A 13,670-nucleotide genomic window follows, 5' to 3' on the forward strand; every position below is an offset into this window, starting at 1 on the left:
AACCAGAAAAAGCGTGTTTGAATGATTGCAAAAAATTTCAGACACGCTTTCTGCCCGAAAGGGGAAAGGAGCATACCATGGGTAAATATTTTGGAACAGATGGATTTCGCGGAGAAGCAAACATTGATCTGACGGTTGAGCATGCATATAAAGTGGGAAGATTCCTCGGATGGTATTTCGGAAAAGACCACAAAGCACAGATCGTCATTGGAAAAGACACCAGACGCTCCAGCTACATGTTCGAATATTCGCTGGTAGCAGGACTGACCGCATCGGGAGCAGACGCTTATCTGCTGCATGTAACGACCACCCCGAGCGTTTCCTATGTTGTCCGTACCGAAAACTTTGACTGCGGAATTATGATCTCCGCCAGCCACAACCCGTTCTATGACAACGGAATCAAAGTCATCAATGGCCTGGGACAGAAACTGGAAGCCGACATCGAAGCGCAGATCGAAGCCTACATCGACGACGGAACACCGAAGATCCCGTTCGCAACGAGAGAAGACATCGGACGTACCGTGGATTTTGCAGCCGGAAGGAACCGCTACATTGGACACCTGATCTCGATTCCGACAAAATCCTTTAAAAACATGAGAGTCGGACTCGACTGCTCCAACGGAAGTGCCTCTTCCGTAGCCAAGAGCGTGTTTGATGCCATCGGCGCCAAGACATATGTGATCCACAACGAGCCGGACGGAACAAACATCAACTGCGGCTGTGGTTCCACCCACATCGAAGAGCTTCAGAAATATGTAAGAGAGAAACACCTCGATGTCGGATTTGCCTACGACGGAGACGCAGACCGCTGCATCGCTGTCGATGAGCTGGGAAATGTGGTAGACGGAGACCTGATCATGTATGTCTGCGGTAAATACTTAAAAGAAAAAGGCCAGTTAAACGGAGATACGATCGTGACCACGATCATGTCAAACCTCGGTCTTTACAAAGCGTGTGACCGCGCCGGTATCCGGTATGAGAAGACGGCAGTCGGCGACAAATACGTGTGCGAGAACATGATGGCAAACGGCTATTCTCTCGGCGGAGAGCAGTCCGGCCACATCATTTTCAGCAAGCACGCGACGACCGGTGACGGAATCCTGACCTCCCTGATGGTGATGGAAGTGCTGATAGATAAGAAACTCCCGCTCAGCACCCTGACAGCCGAGGTAGTGATTTACCCGCAGCTCTTAAAGAATGTCCGCGTGGCAAACAAAGCAGCTGCAAAGGCCAACCCGGCAGTACAGAAAGCAGTAGAAGACGTAGCAGAGGCCCTGGGCGATGACGGACGCATCCTCGTAAGAGAGAGCGGCACCGAGCCGGTGATCCGTGTCATGGTGGAAGCACCGGACGACGCAACGTGTGCAAAATACGTAGACCAGGTTGTTTCTGTGATGCATAAAGAAGGACTTGTGACAGAATGAAAAAAAGACTGGTAATCTTTTTTCTGGCGGCGGCAATGGTGCTTGGCGGCTGTGAAAATAAAAATTCAAAGCTTTATAAAAAGGGCATCGAGGCGCTCGAACAGAAGGACTACGTAACGTCGATTGCGATGCTGGAGGGAGCCGTAAAGGCAGGCGACCGACTGGCGGAGAGCTACCGGTCGCTCGGCATCGCTTATCTGAAAAGCCAGGAGTATGACAAGGCAAAAGAGGCTTTCAAGAGCAGTCTTTCGAGCATGAAGCACAAAGACGCGGAGTTTTCGCGCGATGTCATGTATTACGAGGCGGAAACCTGCGTACAGGCCGGAGATCTGGATGGAGCCATTGAGATCTGCACCAATATTCAGGAAGAAAAGGCCGATGCCGATGCGCTGTTCCTTAGGGGACGCGCGTACTTCCTGCAGAAGAATTACGAGCAGGCGAAGGTGGATTTTGATGCGGCAGTGGAGACGAAGGAGAGCTATCAGCTCTGCCTTGACATTTACGAGCTGTATCAGGAGAGCAGCATGAAGGCGGACGGAGACCGTTACCTCGAAGCGGCAGTGAAGATTGAGCCGAAAACGACCGAGGATTATTATAACATCGGCTGCGCATACTACTATCTGGAGGAGCAGGACGAGGCGGTCAAAGCGTTCTCGAAGGCAATGAAGGACGGCAGCAGCGCGGCGATGGAAATGCTCGGCGAGGTTTACCTTTCCAATGGTCAGAACGACGAGGCGAAAGCACTGTTTTCTTCGTATCTTTCGACAGATGGCTTTGCGGCGGCAGCAAACAACGGGCTGGCGCTCTGCGCACTTGCGGAAAACGACACGGACAGTGCACTCTCGTATATCGAGGAAGGACTCAAAACGGCAGAGGATTCCGACCGGGAAAATCTGCTGTTCAACCAGATTGTATCCTATGAAAAACGGGCGGATTTTGATACCGCGAAGTCGCTGATGGCGGATTTTCTGGCAGCATACCCGGAAAACACCGCGGCGCAGCGGGAAAATACGTTTCTCCAGAACCGATAACAGACGGAGGAAGTTGAATTGTTTGATTTAAGAGAAGAACAGGAGCGCGTGATTCTGGTCGGCGTACAGGAAAACGGCGGCGCAAACGCAGAAGAATCGCTCGACGAGCTGGCGGAACTGGCCAGCACCGCCGGTGCGAAGGTGGAGGGCCGCCTGGTGCAGGTGCGAGAGGCCATTCATCCGGGAACGTACATCGGAAAAGGAAAATTAGAGGAGTTGAAAATTCTGGTGCGCGCCTGCGATGCGACGGGCATCATCTGCGACGATGAGCTCTCCTCGATCCAGTTAAAAGGGCTGGAGGAAGCACTGGAATGCAAGATCATGGACCGTACGCTTTTGATCCTGGATATCTTTGCGGCGCGCGCCGTGAGCAGCGAGGGTAAAATCCAGGTTGAGCTGGCCCAGTTAAAGTACCGTGCGTCCCGACTTTCCGGCCTTGGCACATCGCTTTCCCGTCTCGGCGGCGGAATCGGTACGAGAGGACCGGGAGAGAAAAAGCTGGAAACCGACCGGCGCCTGATCCGCACGCGTATTACGCAGTTAAAACGTGAGCTTGAGGAAGTACGCCAGCACAGAGAGCTCCTTCGTGAAGGCAGAAAACGTTCCAAAATCCCGGTAGCGGCGCTCGTAGGCTATACGTCAGCGGGAAAGAGCAGTCTTTTAAATGCACTGACAGGATCGGAAATTCTGGCAGATGCAATGCTGTTTTCCACGCTGGATACGACGACGCGGTCACTGACCCTTCCGGATGGACAGGAAATCCTGCTGACCGATACGGTTGGATTTATCAATAAGCTGCCACATCATCTGATCGATGCATTCCGCAGTACGCTGGAGGAAGCACGGTATGCCGACTATATTCTCCACGTTGTGGATACGTCAAATCCGCAGATGGAGCTGCAGATGCAGGTCGTGTACGATACGCTGCGGGAACTGAAAGTTGAGGACAAAAAGATCGTCACCCTGCTGAACAAGCAGGATAAGCTTCTCGCCCCGATGGTTGTAAAAGATTTCCGGGCAGACGCGAGCCTTGCGGTCTCTGCCAAAACAGGACAGGGACTCGAAGACCTCAAAAATTTACTCTCCTCGTGGATGATGGAGGGAAAAATCTATATCGAGCGCCTCTATCCGTACGATAAGGCGGGAACGATTTCACTGATCCGCGGATACGGAATTCTGCTCGAAGAAGAATATCTGCCGGAAGGCATCCGCGTAAAAGCCTATGTACCGAAGGATATCTATCCGAGGGTATAGAGGTATGGCAAGCGGGCTTAAAAACGGCAGTACATCCCTTTAAGCGCCGTACAGCGCCGAAAAATGGAAGGGACAGAATACAAGTAAAAGTACCATATCTAGTGATGTTAGAAAATTTCACACTAGATATGGTACTTTTTACTATTGACGGGAGAAACATGCTCTGCTATCATATGGTTCAGACACTGCAAAGAGTGGAACCTTAAAAAGGCCTTGCAGAAACGGTTGAATTAACAGGAGGGATTCCATGTTTCAGGTAGAAAAGAGAGACGGAACGATTGCAGAGTTCCAGATGAAAAAGATTACCGATGCGATTGGAAAAGCATTCGGCGCAAAAGATATGCAGTTCAGCGATGACATGCTTCAGATGCTGGCACTGCGCGTAACAGCGGACTTTCAGTCCAAGATCAAAGACGGAAAAATTTCAGTGGAGGCAATTCAGGACAGCGTGGAGAACGTGCTGATCCAGTGCGGCTACGCAGAAGTGGCAAAAGCTTACATTCTGTACCGCAAGCAGAGGGAAAAAATCCGCAACATGAAATCGACGATCGTAGACTACAAAGAGATCGTGGACAGCTACGTAAAAGTAGAGGACTGGCGTGTCAAAGAGAATTCGACCGTAACGTATTCTGTCGGCGGTCTGATCTTAAGCAATTCCGGCGCGATCACAGCCAACTACTGGTTATCAGAGATTTATGATGACGAGATCGCCGAGGCACACCGCAACGCGGATATTCACATCCACGACCTGTCGATGCTGACCGGCTACTGTGCAGGATGGTCGTTAAAACAGCTCATCAAAGAAGGACTTGGCGGCATCAACGGAAAGATTACTTCTTCTCCGGCAAGACATCTTTCGGTTCTGTGCAACCAGATGGTCAACTTCCTCGGCATTATGCAGAACGAGTGGGCAGGTGCGCAGGCATTTTCTTCATTTGATACGTATCTGGCGCCGTTCGTCAAAGTGGACAACTTAAGCTACGGCGAAGTGAAGAAGTGCATCGAGGCGTTTATCTACGGCGTCAACACACCGAGCCGCTGGGGAAGCCAGGCACCGTTCTCCAACATCACACTCGACTGGACCGTACCGGATGACCTCGCGGAGCTTCCGGCGATCGTCGGCGGCAAGGAGATGGACTTCAAGTACAAAGACTGTAAAAAAGAGATGGATATGGTCAACAAAGCGTTCATCGAGACGATGATCGAGGGAGATGCCAACGGAAGAGGCTTCCAGTACCCGATCCCGACCTACTCCATCACATCCGATTTTGACTGGTCCGATACGGAGAATAACCGTCTGCTGTTCGAAATGACTGCAAAATACGGTACCCCGTACTTCTCCAACTACATCAACAGCGATATGAAACCAAGCGACGTGCGCTCCATGTGCTGCCGTCTCCGCCTGGATCTGCGTGAGCTTCGAAAGAAAACTGGCGGATTCTTCGGTTCCGGCGAGAGCACCGGATCGGTCGGCGTTGTCACCATCAATATGCCGCGTATCGCATATCAGTCCAAAGATGAGAAAGAGTTCTACCGCCGTCTCGATCATATGATGGATATTGCCGCACGTTCGTTAAAGACGAAACGTGAGGTCATTACCCGCCTCCTGGACGAGGGACTGTATCCATATACGAAACGGTACCTTGGAACGTTTGAGAACCACTTCTCAACCATCGGTCTGATCGGTATGAACGAGGCCGGCTTAAATGCCGCATGGCTCGGAAAGGGTCTGGAGGATCCGAAGACACAGCAGTTTACGAAAGAAGTTCTGAACCATATGAGAGAGCGTCTTTCTGATTACCAGGAGGAGTACGGCGATCTGTACAACCTTGAGGCAACTCCGGCGGAGTCGACCGCATACCGTCTGGCAAAACACGACCGTGCAAAATGGCCGGATATCAAGACCGCAGGCCATGAGGGAGATACCCCGTACTACACCAACAGCTCCCATCTGCCGGTGGACTATACCGAGGATATTTTCTCTGCGCTTGATATTCAGGATGATCTGCAGACGCTGTACACCTCGGGAACTGTCTTCCATGCGTTCCTTGGCGAAAAACTGCCGGACTGGAAAGCAGCAGCTTCCCTTGTGCGGAAGATTGCAGAGAACTACAAACTGCCGTACTACACGCTGTCCCCGACGTATTCTGTCTGTGCGAACGACGGCTATCTCGCCGGCGAGCACTTTACATGTCCGATCTGCGGAAAAGAGGCAGAGGTTTACAGCCGTATCACGGGATATTACCGTCCGGTCAAGAACTGGAACGACGGAAAACGCCAGGAGTACAAGAACAGAACTGTATATGATATCATCCACTCCAAATCGCCGGAGCAGAAAATGAAATCGTACGGTGCAGCAGAGAAACTGGCAGAGCAGGCCGCTGGAAAAGAAGAGCCGAAAGCCGCTGCAGCAGCAGATAAAATCGAGGAAGACGGCATGTACCTGTTCACGACAAGCACCTGCCCGAACTGCAAAATGGCAAAAGAAATGCTCGCCGAGGAGCAGTATGAGGTGATCGACGCAGAGCGTCACCCGGATCTTGCCGCACAGTACGGCATCATGCAGGCACCGACTCTTCTCGTTGTGGAGGACGGCCAGGCGCAGAAGATTGTGAATGCTTCCAATATCCAGAAATATGTGGATGAATATCTCTCCTAAATCTGTGCGCATATAGTTGCAGGAAAGAACAAACAGAGTTATAATAGGAAAAAGTGATACCCTCGCCCGGGCATCCCGGGTGGGGGTATTATTATGGCGCTGAGCACAGCAGAAATCGGCCCGGTGGACCGGTTTCACTTACAGAAGGGAGAAAAATTATGGGATACAGCCAGGACACAATCTGTGTACAGGGAGGATGGCAGCCGAAAAACGGTGAGCCGCGTGTACTTCCGATTTACCAGAGCACAACATTCAAATATGCAACCAGCGAGGAAATGGGAAAACTGTTCGATCTGGAGGAGGAGGGATATTTCTATTCCCGTCTGCAGAACCCGACGAACGACGTCGTAGCACAGAAAATCTGCGATCTGGAGGGCGGCGTGGCAGCCATGCTCACATCTTCCGGCCAGGCGGCAACGATGCTTGCTGTTACCAACATCTGTGAGGCAGGCGACCACGTTGTCTGCGCGGCAAAGGTTTACGGAGGAACCTCCAACCTGCTCGCCGTTACCTTAAAACGATTCGGCATCGAGACTACTCTCGTGGACCAGGATGCGCCGGCAGAGGAGCTGGAAAAAGCATTCCAGCCGAACACCAAAGCTGTCTTTGCCGAGACGATTTCCAACCCGGCAGGTGTTGTACTTGACATTGACAAGTTTGTTAAACTTGCACATGAGCACGGCGTTCCGATGATCTGCGACAACACCTTTGCAACCCCGATCAACTGCCGTCCGTTCGAGTTCGGTGTAGATATTGTCACCCATTCCACCACAAAATACATGGACGGCCATGCAATGGCGCTCGGCGGAGCGATTGTCGATTCCGGAAACTTCGACTGGGATGCGCATGCAGACAAATTCCCGGGCCTTACTACACCGGACGAATCGTACCACGGCGTGATTTATACGCAGAAATTCGGTAAAAAAGCGTATATCACAAAAGCAACCGCACAGCTGATGCGTGATATGGGAGCGTGCCAGTCCCCGCAGAATGCATTCCTGACGAATGTCGGTCTGGAGACCCTGCACCTGCGCGTGGAGCGTCACTGCAGAAATGCCGAGAAAGTGGCAGAGTTCCTGAAAAACCACCCGAAGGTAGCATGGGTTGAGTACGCAGGCCTTGCAGACAGCAAATACCATGCGCTGGCAGAAAAATACATGCCGAACGGAACCTGCGGCGTTCTCTGCTTCGGACCAAAGGGCGGAAGAGACGGCGCGATGCGCTTCACGAACGGCCTGAAAATGGTAGCAATTGTAACACACGTTGCCGATGCAAGAAGCTGCGTTCTGCACCCGGCAAGCCATACCCATCGCCAGCTGAACGATCAGCAGCTCATCGAAGCCGGTGTTCTGCCGGATCTGATCCGTCTGTCAGTCGGCATTGAGGATGTGAACGATATCATTGCAGACCTTGATCAGGCGCTTGCGAACGTATAAAGATACAAAAAACAGGATGTGAAAAGGAGCGTATTGGTAAAATGGAAGAAATGGCAGAGAAACGCGTAAAAGATTCTGAGACAGAGCAGTCGTATCTTCTGATGCACCGCCATATCAACGGCTATGGCCGTCTGTTCGGCGGCCAGCTGGTCGCGTGGATCGATGAGCTTGCCGGTCTGGTGGGACGCCGCCACTGCGGCCACGAAATCACCACCGCGTGCATCGACAATCTGAACTTCAAGCATCCTGCTTTTCTGAACGACACCGTCGTACTGGTCGGAAGAGTGACGTATGTCGGACGCACCTCAATGGAGGTGCGCGTCGACACGTACGTGGAAGAGCTTGCGACCGGCATTCGGAAAATGATCAACCGTGCCTACGTGGTGATGGTGGCCATCGACGAGAACGGCCGCGCACTTCCCGTCCCGGGCCTGATTCTGGAATCCCCGGAGCAGGAGGCCGAGTGGGAGGGCGGAAAACGCCGCTATGAACTGCGAAAAGAGCGTCACAGAGAGGGGTTCTAAGTTGACGTTCACCCGCACATTTGCAGAATCCACCGGAGCTGTCTTCGTGCATTCTGAAAATTTTATTTTAAGAAAATCCCGCCGTGTCCCTTGACAGGCGGGATTTTCCATGTTAAGGTAAAGGCAGTTATACGACTGACGGAAGTGGAAATGACCACAGGGAGTATAGCGTGAGAAGAGGCCGACCGTCTGGGCAGAAGAATGCTTGGGGGAGTGGGTCTGTTTTTTTATCCAAAAACAGAAAATCCCATTCCAGCCACCTTGAAAAGGAGATCAGAAGATGAAAAAAGTATCACTGGAACAGGAATTAAAAGGAAATGCATATCCAGGAAGAGGAATTGTGATCGGCAGATCCAAAGACGGCACAAAAGCCGTTGCCGGATACTTTATTATGGGCAGAAGCCAGAACAGCCGCAACCGTGTCTTTGTTGAGGAGGGTGAGGGAATCCGCACACAGGCGTTTGATCCGTCGAAGCTGGAAGAGCCGAGCCTGATCATCTACGCACCGGTACGCGTTCTGGGAAATGATACGATCGTAACAAACGGAGACCAGACCGATACCGTATACGAAGGACTGGAGCAGGGAAAAACGTTTGAGGTATCCCTTAGAAGCAGAGAGTTTGAGCCGGATGCACCGAACTACACTCCTCGTATTTCCGGTGTGATGCACGTAGAGAACGGAACGTACGGCTACCAGATGTCGATCTTAAAGAGCAATAACGGCGATCCTTCCCAGTGCAACCGCTACACCTTCTCCTATGATAACTGTGTAGCAGGGGAAGGCCATTTCATCCACACCTACATGCACGACGGCAATCCGCTGCCAAGCTTTGAGGGTGAGCCAAAACTGGTCGAGATTCCGGATGACATCGATGCTTTCACCGAACTGCTCTGGAGCAGCTTAAACGAGGACAACAAGGTGTCCCTCTTCACACGCTATATCGACATTGCAACCGGCAAGTATGAGACAAGAATCGTGAATAAAAATAAATAAGAAATCGAGTGTTTTGCGAAAGGAGAAAATCATGAAAGAATTAGCGTTAAAATACGGATGCAACCCGAACCAGAAACCTTCCAGAATTTACATGGATGATGACAGAGATCTTCCGATCGAAGTATTAAGCGGCCGTCCGGGCTATATCAATTTTCTGGATGCCTTCAATGGCTGGCAGCTGGTACGTGAGCTGAAAGCAGCCACCGGTCTTCCGGCAGCAACTTCCTTCAAGCACGTTTCCCCGGCAGGTGCAGCCGTAGGTCTTCCGCTGGACGAGACCCTGCGTAAAATTTACTGGGTAGACGATATGGGAGAGCTTTCTCCGTTAGCATGCGCTTATGCAAGAGCCAGAGGCGCAGACCGTATGTCTTCTTTCGGCGACTTTATCGCACTTTCTGATGTCTGCGACAAAGACACCGCATCTCTGATCAAACGTGAGGTTTCTGACGGTGTCATCGCTCCGGGATTTACCGATGAAGCACTGGAAATCTTGAAAGCAAAGAAAAAAGGTAACTACTGCGTCATCAAAATCGACGAGAATTACCGTCCGGCTCCGCTCGAGCACAAACAGGTCTTCGGCATTACCTTTGAGCAGGGCCGCCAGGAGCTGCCGATCGACGATGAGCTGCTCTCCAACGTGGTAACCGAGAACAAAGAGATTCCGGAAGCAGCAAAACGCGATCTGAAGATTGCACTGATTACCTTAAAATATACCCAGTCCAACTCCGTATGCTTCGTCAAAGACGGTCAGGCCATCGGTGTCGGCGCAGGCCAGCAGTCCCGTGTGCACTGCACCCGTCTTGCCGGACAGAAAGCCGACAACTGGTTCCTGCGTCAGTGCCCGAAGGTGCTGGATCTGCAGTTCGTAGACGGCATCCGCCGCGCAGACCGTGACAATGCGATCGACGTTTACATCGGCGAGGAGTACATGGATGTTCTCGCAGACGGCGCATGGGAGAAGATCTTCAAAGTAAAACCGGAAGTCTTCACAAGAGAAGAGAAACGTGCATGGCTCGACCAGATGAAGGGCGTAACCTTAGGTTCCGATGCCTTCTTCCCGTTCAGCGACAACATCGAGCGCGCACACAAGAGCGGCGTCCAGTACATCGCAGAGCCGGGCGGATCGGTTCGTGATGACGCTGTCATCGAGTGCTGCAACAAGTACAACATGGCGATGGCATTTACAGGAATCCGTCTGTTCCATCACTAAAAAGAAATGCGTTTTATATTTATATAAGAAGAAAGAATCCGGTCTCTGGGCGGCCGGATTCTTTCTTTTTTTCGCACATGTATCATCAAAGAGAGAGTAGCACTTTCTGAAGAATAAAAAATAAGCAGGAAGAGGGCGGTACCGCCCTTTTTCTGTCGAAAACCCCTGTTCTTTTTCGGAAAAGTGTGATAAAATACCCCATGGGCGTATCTTTTGCCCGCTGCAAAAAGGAGGATGAGGAATATGCGGCAGATGGAATTTAAAATGGAGCGACAGGGACTTCTCGAGGAAGGCCAGGAAGTCAACGTGACAGAAAGCGCACTGCCTACCTCCTATTATTATACGATTACCCCGGCAGTGGCCATGAGCAGGAATTATCAAGCGTATGAGAGGCTGCAGTCCCGGAAGGGAATCGTAAAAGAAGTAAAAGAGACACCGAGAGGATTCTATACGGTAGTGGAGTTTGATGAAGATGAGCCGACCTGACGAGAACAAAAATGAGCACCCGGCGGTGCATCCGATTCCGCCGGTTTACCGCGCCGATTCCCGGATTCTGATTCTCGGCAGTTTTCCGTCCGTAAAATCCAGGGAGACCGGATTTTTTTACGGCCATCCGCAGAACCGTTTCTGGAAAGTGACGGCAGCCGTGTGCGGGGAAGAGGTGCCGCAGACCGTGGAGGAGAAGAAGGCGTTTCTGCTCCGGAATCATATCGCTGTCTGGGATGTGATCGCGTCCTGCGTCATCACAGGCTCGAGCGATGCGAGCATCCGCGATGTTGTGCCGAATCCGCTGCAGGACATTCTGGAATGCGCCGATATCCGGCAGATTTACTGCAACGGGGCGACCGCGTGGAAGTATTACCGGAAGTACCAGGAGAAGCAGCTGGGACGGGAAGCGGTTCGTCTTCCGTCGACGAGTCCCGCGAACGCCGCATGGTCTGTGGAGCGGCTGCTTGGCGAGTGGAGCCAGTGCGGAGAAGTCTTACGAAACGGAGAGTGACAGGATGAAAAAAGAGTACGAGACCGTCTGGGAGATTTTTAATGAGTGTGCCAATAATCAGATGCGGGACGTCTTTTTCGACGAGATTGAGACGGATGACCCGGAGGCGTATATCCGTCAGAAATTTCCGGACAAAAACTTAAAATATGAAAAAACGGTGGAAGCGGACGGATCTCTGGTCTTTGACATTGAGACCTCCGGCATCCGCCAGCGGTTTACGTTTACAGAAATCTGAATCGCGCAGAAAATACCAGAAAAGCGGAGAAAAAAACGATGAGTGAAGAAAAACACACGCATGTGCATGTGCTGGAAGACGGCACCGTGATCGAGCATTCCCACGATCACGCCCACGGGCACCATCATACAAATACAAAAGCAGTCTTAAACCGCCTCTCCCGCGCGATCGGACACATGGAGTCGATCAAGCGGATGGTAGAGGAAGGCCGGGACTGCACTGAGGTTCTGATCCAGCTGTCTGCCGTGAAGGCGGCCATTAACAATACAGGAAAAATTATCCTGGAGGATCACATTGAACATTGCATCGTCGATGCAGTCGAGCATGGGGACACAAAAGCGATTCAGGAGCTGAATAAGGCGATCGACCGCTTTGTCAAATAAGCAAGAAAAACAAGAAAAGAGGAAAGAAACATGGCAAAAGAATGCAGCAATTCGAGCTGTTCCAAAGAAAGCTGCGAAGGATGTCCAAGCAAAGCAGGACAGGGCAAACCGGATTTTCATATTGATCTGAATGCCGATTCTTCGATCAAACATGTCATTGGCGTTGTCAGCGGCAAGGGCGGTGTTGGTAAATCCATGGTAACCGCATCTCTGGCAAACCAGAAAGCAAAAGAGGGCTACAAGGTTGGTATCCTCGATGCCGATATCACAGGACCGTCCATCCCGAAAATGTATGGCCTGAAAGGACCTGCAAACGTAGATGACAAGGGCGTTTACCCGGCAGTTGCAGCAAACGGCGTAAAGGTAATGTCCATCAACCTCCTGCTTCCGGGCGAGGAAGAGCCGGTCATCTGGAGAGGACCTGTCATCGCAGGAACCGTAAAACAGTTCTGGACCGACGTCATCTGGGGCGACCTGGACTATCTCTTCGTCGATATGCCGCCAGGAACCGGTGATGTTCCGCTGACCGTTTTCCAGTCTCTTCCGGTAGACGGCGTAGTGATCGTATCTTCCCCGCAGGATCTGGTGCGCATGATCGTCATGAAAGCCTACAAGATGGCACAGATGATGAGCGTTCCGGTGCTCGGTATCGTAGAGAACTACAGCTACCTCGTATGTCCGGACTGCGGCAAAAAGCTGTCCATTTTCGGCGAAAGCCACATCGACGAGATCGCAGCCGAGATCGGCGTGCCGGTTCTCGGCAAAATGCCGATTCATCCGGAGTTTGCCGAGCTGGTGGACGAAGGAAGATTTGCAGAAGTGGATAACACCGATATTGCAAAGATCAACATCTAATCATTAAATATAGAAGCAAGTAATGGCATGAAAAACTCGTTTTTCCTTGATTTTACAAGGAAAAGCGGGTTTTTTTGACAAGATTTTTACGTTTCTTTTGGCAAAAACTATTTTATTTTAAACGGATTTTGTGTAACCGGTTACACATGACTGCGCAAATGAGACAAAAAGCGACAAATATGAAGGGTTAATGAGAAAAACTTGCATAAAAAACATGCATAATATGGCAAAAACAAGGAAATAAATTCAATATTGACATTTAAAGAGAAAAAGTGCATAATCTACCTCAACGATAGGAAAACAAACAGCTATTGATTAAGAAAGAGGTGAATCGTATGTCACACTGCGTAGTAAGACTCAATGGAACTGAGGAAGTAGAGGAGTTTGTAAAAGCAGCTTCCAAATGTGATTTTGATATTGACATTTTTTACAACCGCGTTATTATTGATGCAAAATCCATTCTTGGCATCCTCAGCATGGATCTGAACCGTGATCTCACCGTACACTGCTATGGTGACAGTCCGGCATTCAATAAAACCCTGCAGAAATTTGCTGTAGCATAAATTTTATTAAGGGAAACGAAAAAAATTCAGCCTGCGCCGCCAGCGAGAGTAGAGACAGAATTTGCGCAGGGGACTTTCTGAAGAAAAACTAATCACACGAGA

At 50.9% G+C, this 13,670-nt stretch carries 14 protein-coding genes and 1 riboswitch; all 14 genes read left to right on the forward strand.

Annotation, left to right across the window (positions count from 1 at the left end):
• The first annotated feature begins 77 nt into the window (after nt 1-77).
• Nucleotides 78-1,424, forward strand: coding sequence for a phosphoglucosamine mutase (gene glmM, locus DWY63_RS09095; RefSeq protein ID WP_022462134.1), 1,347 nt, complete (start codon nt 78-80; stop codon nt 1,422-1,424).
• A complete protein-coding gene (locus DWY63_RS09100; protein WP_055219726.1) occupies nt 1,421-2,455 on the forward strand; it encodes a tetratricopeptide repeat protein in 1,035 nt (344 codons plus the stop codon). The genes glmM and DWY63_RS09100 overlap by 4 nt, the downstream gene beginning before the upstream one ends.
• Before the next feature lie 18 nt (nt 2,456-2,473).
• Nucleotides 2,474-3,709: a GTPase HflX gene (hflX, locus tag DWY63_RS09105; protein ID WP_055227015.1), complete on the forward strand. Its 1,236-nt coding sequence runs from the start codon at nt 2,474-2,476 to the stop codon at nt 3,707-3,709.
• 247 nt (nt 3,710-3,956) lie between these two features.
• Complete coding sequence (locus DWY63_RS09110; RefSeq protein ID WP_055227013.1) at nt 3,957-6,368, forward strand: ribonucleoside triphosphate reductase; 2,412 nt, start codon at nt 3,957-3,959, stop codon at nt 6,366-6,368.
• 158 nt (nt 6,369-6,526) lie between these two features.
• Entirely contained in the window at nt 6,527-7,804 is a 1,278-nt protein-coding gene (locus tag DWY63_RS09115) for an O-acetylhomoserine aminocarboxypropyltransferase/cysteine synthase family protein (RefSeq protein WP_022463108.1), read from the forward strand.
• 41 nt (nt 7,805-7,845) lie between these two features.
• Nucleotides 7,846-8,328, forward strand: coding sequence for an acyl-CoA thioesterase (locus tag DWY63_RS09120; RefSeq protein WP_117801938.1), 483 nt, complete (start codon nt 7,846-7,848; stop codon nt 8,326-8,328).
• 121 nt (nt 8,329-8,449) lie between these two features.
• Nucleotides 8,450-8,530: riboswitch (ZMP/ZTP riboswitch) on the forward strand.
• Between the two features lie 78 nt (nt 8,531-8,608).
• On the forward strand, nt 8,609-9,322 hold the full coding sequence (locus DWY63_RS09125) for an IMP cyclohydrolase (RefSeq protein ID WP_117801939.1): 714 nt from the start codon (nt 8,609-8,611) through the stop codon (nt 9,320-9,322).
• A gap of 31 nt (nt 9,323-9,353) precedes the next feature.
• Nucleotides 9,354-10,532 (forward strand): phosphoribosylaminoimidazolecarboxamide formyltransferase, encoded by a 1,179-nt coding sequence (locus DWY63_RS09130; RefSeq protein ID WP_117760499.1) that lies wholly within the window; start codon nt 9,354-9,356, stop codon nt 10,530-10,532.
• Between the two features lie 243 nt (nt 10,533-10,775).
• Nucleotides 10,776-11,018, forward strand: coding sequence for a hypothetical protein (locus DWY63_RS09135; RefSeq protein WP_022463113.1), 243 nt, complete (start codon nt 10,776-10,778; stop codon nt 11,016-11,018).
• Nucleotides 11,005-11,532 (forward strand): DNA-deoxyinosine glycosylase, encoded by a 528-nt coding sequence (locus tag DWY63_RS09140; protein ID WP_117801940.1) that lies wholly within the window; start codon nt 11,005-11,007, stop codon nt 11,530-11,532. Before DWY63_RS09135 ends, DWY63_RS09140 begins: the two co-directional genes overlap by 14 nt.
• A gap of 4 nt (nt 11,533-11,536) precedes the next feature.
• Nucleotides 11,537-11,767, forward strand: coding sequence for a hypothetical protein (locus tag DWY63_RS09145; RefSeq protein ID WP_022463115.1), 231 nt, complete (start codon nt 11,537-11,539; stop codon nt 11,765-11,767).
• 38 nt (nt 11,768-11,805) lie between these two features.
• The gene (locus DWY63_RS09150) at nt 11,806-12,150 is read left to right on the forward strand and encodes a metal-sensing transcriptional repressor (protein ID WP_055219739.1); all 345 of its coding nucleotides are present in this window, start codon (nt 11,806-11,808) and stop codon (nt 12,148-12,150) included.
• 30 nt (nt 12,151-12,180) lie between these two features.
• The gene (locus DWY63_RS09155) at nt 12,181-13,005 is read left to right on the forward strand and encodes an Mrp/NBP35 family ATP-binding protein (RefSeq protein ID WP_055219741.1); all 825 of its coding nucleotides are present in this window, start codon (nt 12,181-12,183) and stop codon (nt 13,003-13,005) included.
• Nucleotides 13,006-13,340: 335 nt separating this feature from the next.
• Nucleotides 13,341-13,568 (forward strand): HPr family phosphocarrier protein, encoded by a 228-nt coding sequence (locus DWY63_RS09160; protein ID WP_022463118.1) that lies wholly within the window; start codon nt 13,341-13,343, stop codon nt 13,566-13,568.
• Nucleotides 13,569-13,670: the final 102 nt, after the last annotated feature.

The organism is Blautia sp. AF26-2 (assembly GCF_003460955.1).
Taxonomy (GTDB): Bacteria; Bacillota; Clostridia; order Lachnospirales; family Lachnospiraceae; genus Fusicatenibacter; species Fusicatenibacter saccharivorans.

Excerpts from the sequence above, each read along its gene's own strand:
- glmM (WP_022462134.1), top strand. The coding sequence starts at position 78 with ATGGGTAAATATTTTGGAACAGATGGATTTCGCGGAGAAGCAAACATT.
- DWY63_RS09130 (WP_117760499.1), top strand. The coding sequence starts at position 9,354 with ATGAAAGAATTAGCGTTAAAATACGGATGCAACCCGAACCAGAAACCT.
- DWY63_RS09155 (WP_055219741.1), top strand. The coding sequence starts at position 12,181 with ATGGCAAAAGAATGCAGCAATTCGAGCTGTTCCAAAGAAAGCTGCGAA.
- DWY63_RS09110 (WP_055227013.1), top strand. The coding sequence starts at position 3,957 with ATGTTTCAGGTAGAAAAGAGAGACGGAACGATTGCAGAGTTCCAGATG.
- DWY63_RS09150 (WP_055219739.1), top strand. The coding sequence starts at position 11,806 with ATGAGTGAAGAAAAACACACGCATGTGCATGTGCTGGAAGACGGCACC.
- DWY63_RS09140 (WP_117801940.1), top strand. The coding sequence starts at position 11,005 with ATGAGCCGACCTGACGAGAACAAAAATGAGCACCCGGCGGTGCATCCG.
- DWY63_RS09125 (WP_117801939.1), top strand. The coding sequence starts at position 8,609 with ATGAAAAAAGTATCACTGGAACAGGAATTAAAAGGAAATGCATATCCA.
- DWY63_RS09145 (WP_022463115.1), top strand. The coding sequence starts at position 11,537 with ATGAAAAAAGAGTACGAGACCGTCTGGGAGATTTTTAATGAGTGTGCC.
- DWY63_RS09120 (WP_117801938.1), top strand. The coding sequence starts at position 7,846 with ATGGAAGAAATGGCAGAGAAACGCGTAAAAGATTCTGAGACAGAGCAG.
- DWY63_RS09135 (WP_022463113.1), top strand. The coding sequence starts at position 10,776 with ATGCGGCAGATGGAATTTAAAATGGAGCGACAGGGACTTCTCGAGGAA.
- DWY63_RS09115 (WP_022463108.1), top strand. The coding sequence starts at position 6,527 with ATGGGATACAGCCAGGACACAATCTGTGTACAGGGAGGATGGCAGCCG.
- DWY63_RS09100 (WP_055219726.1), top strand. The coding sequence starts at position 1,421 with ATGAAAAAAAGACTGGTAATCTTTTTTCTGGCGGCGGCAATGGTGCTT.
- DWY63_RS09160 (WP_022463118.1), top strand. The coding sequence starts at position 13,341 with ATGTCACACTGCGTAGTAAGACTCAATGGAACTGAGGAAGTAGAGGAG.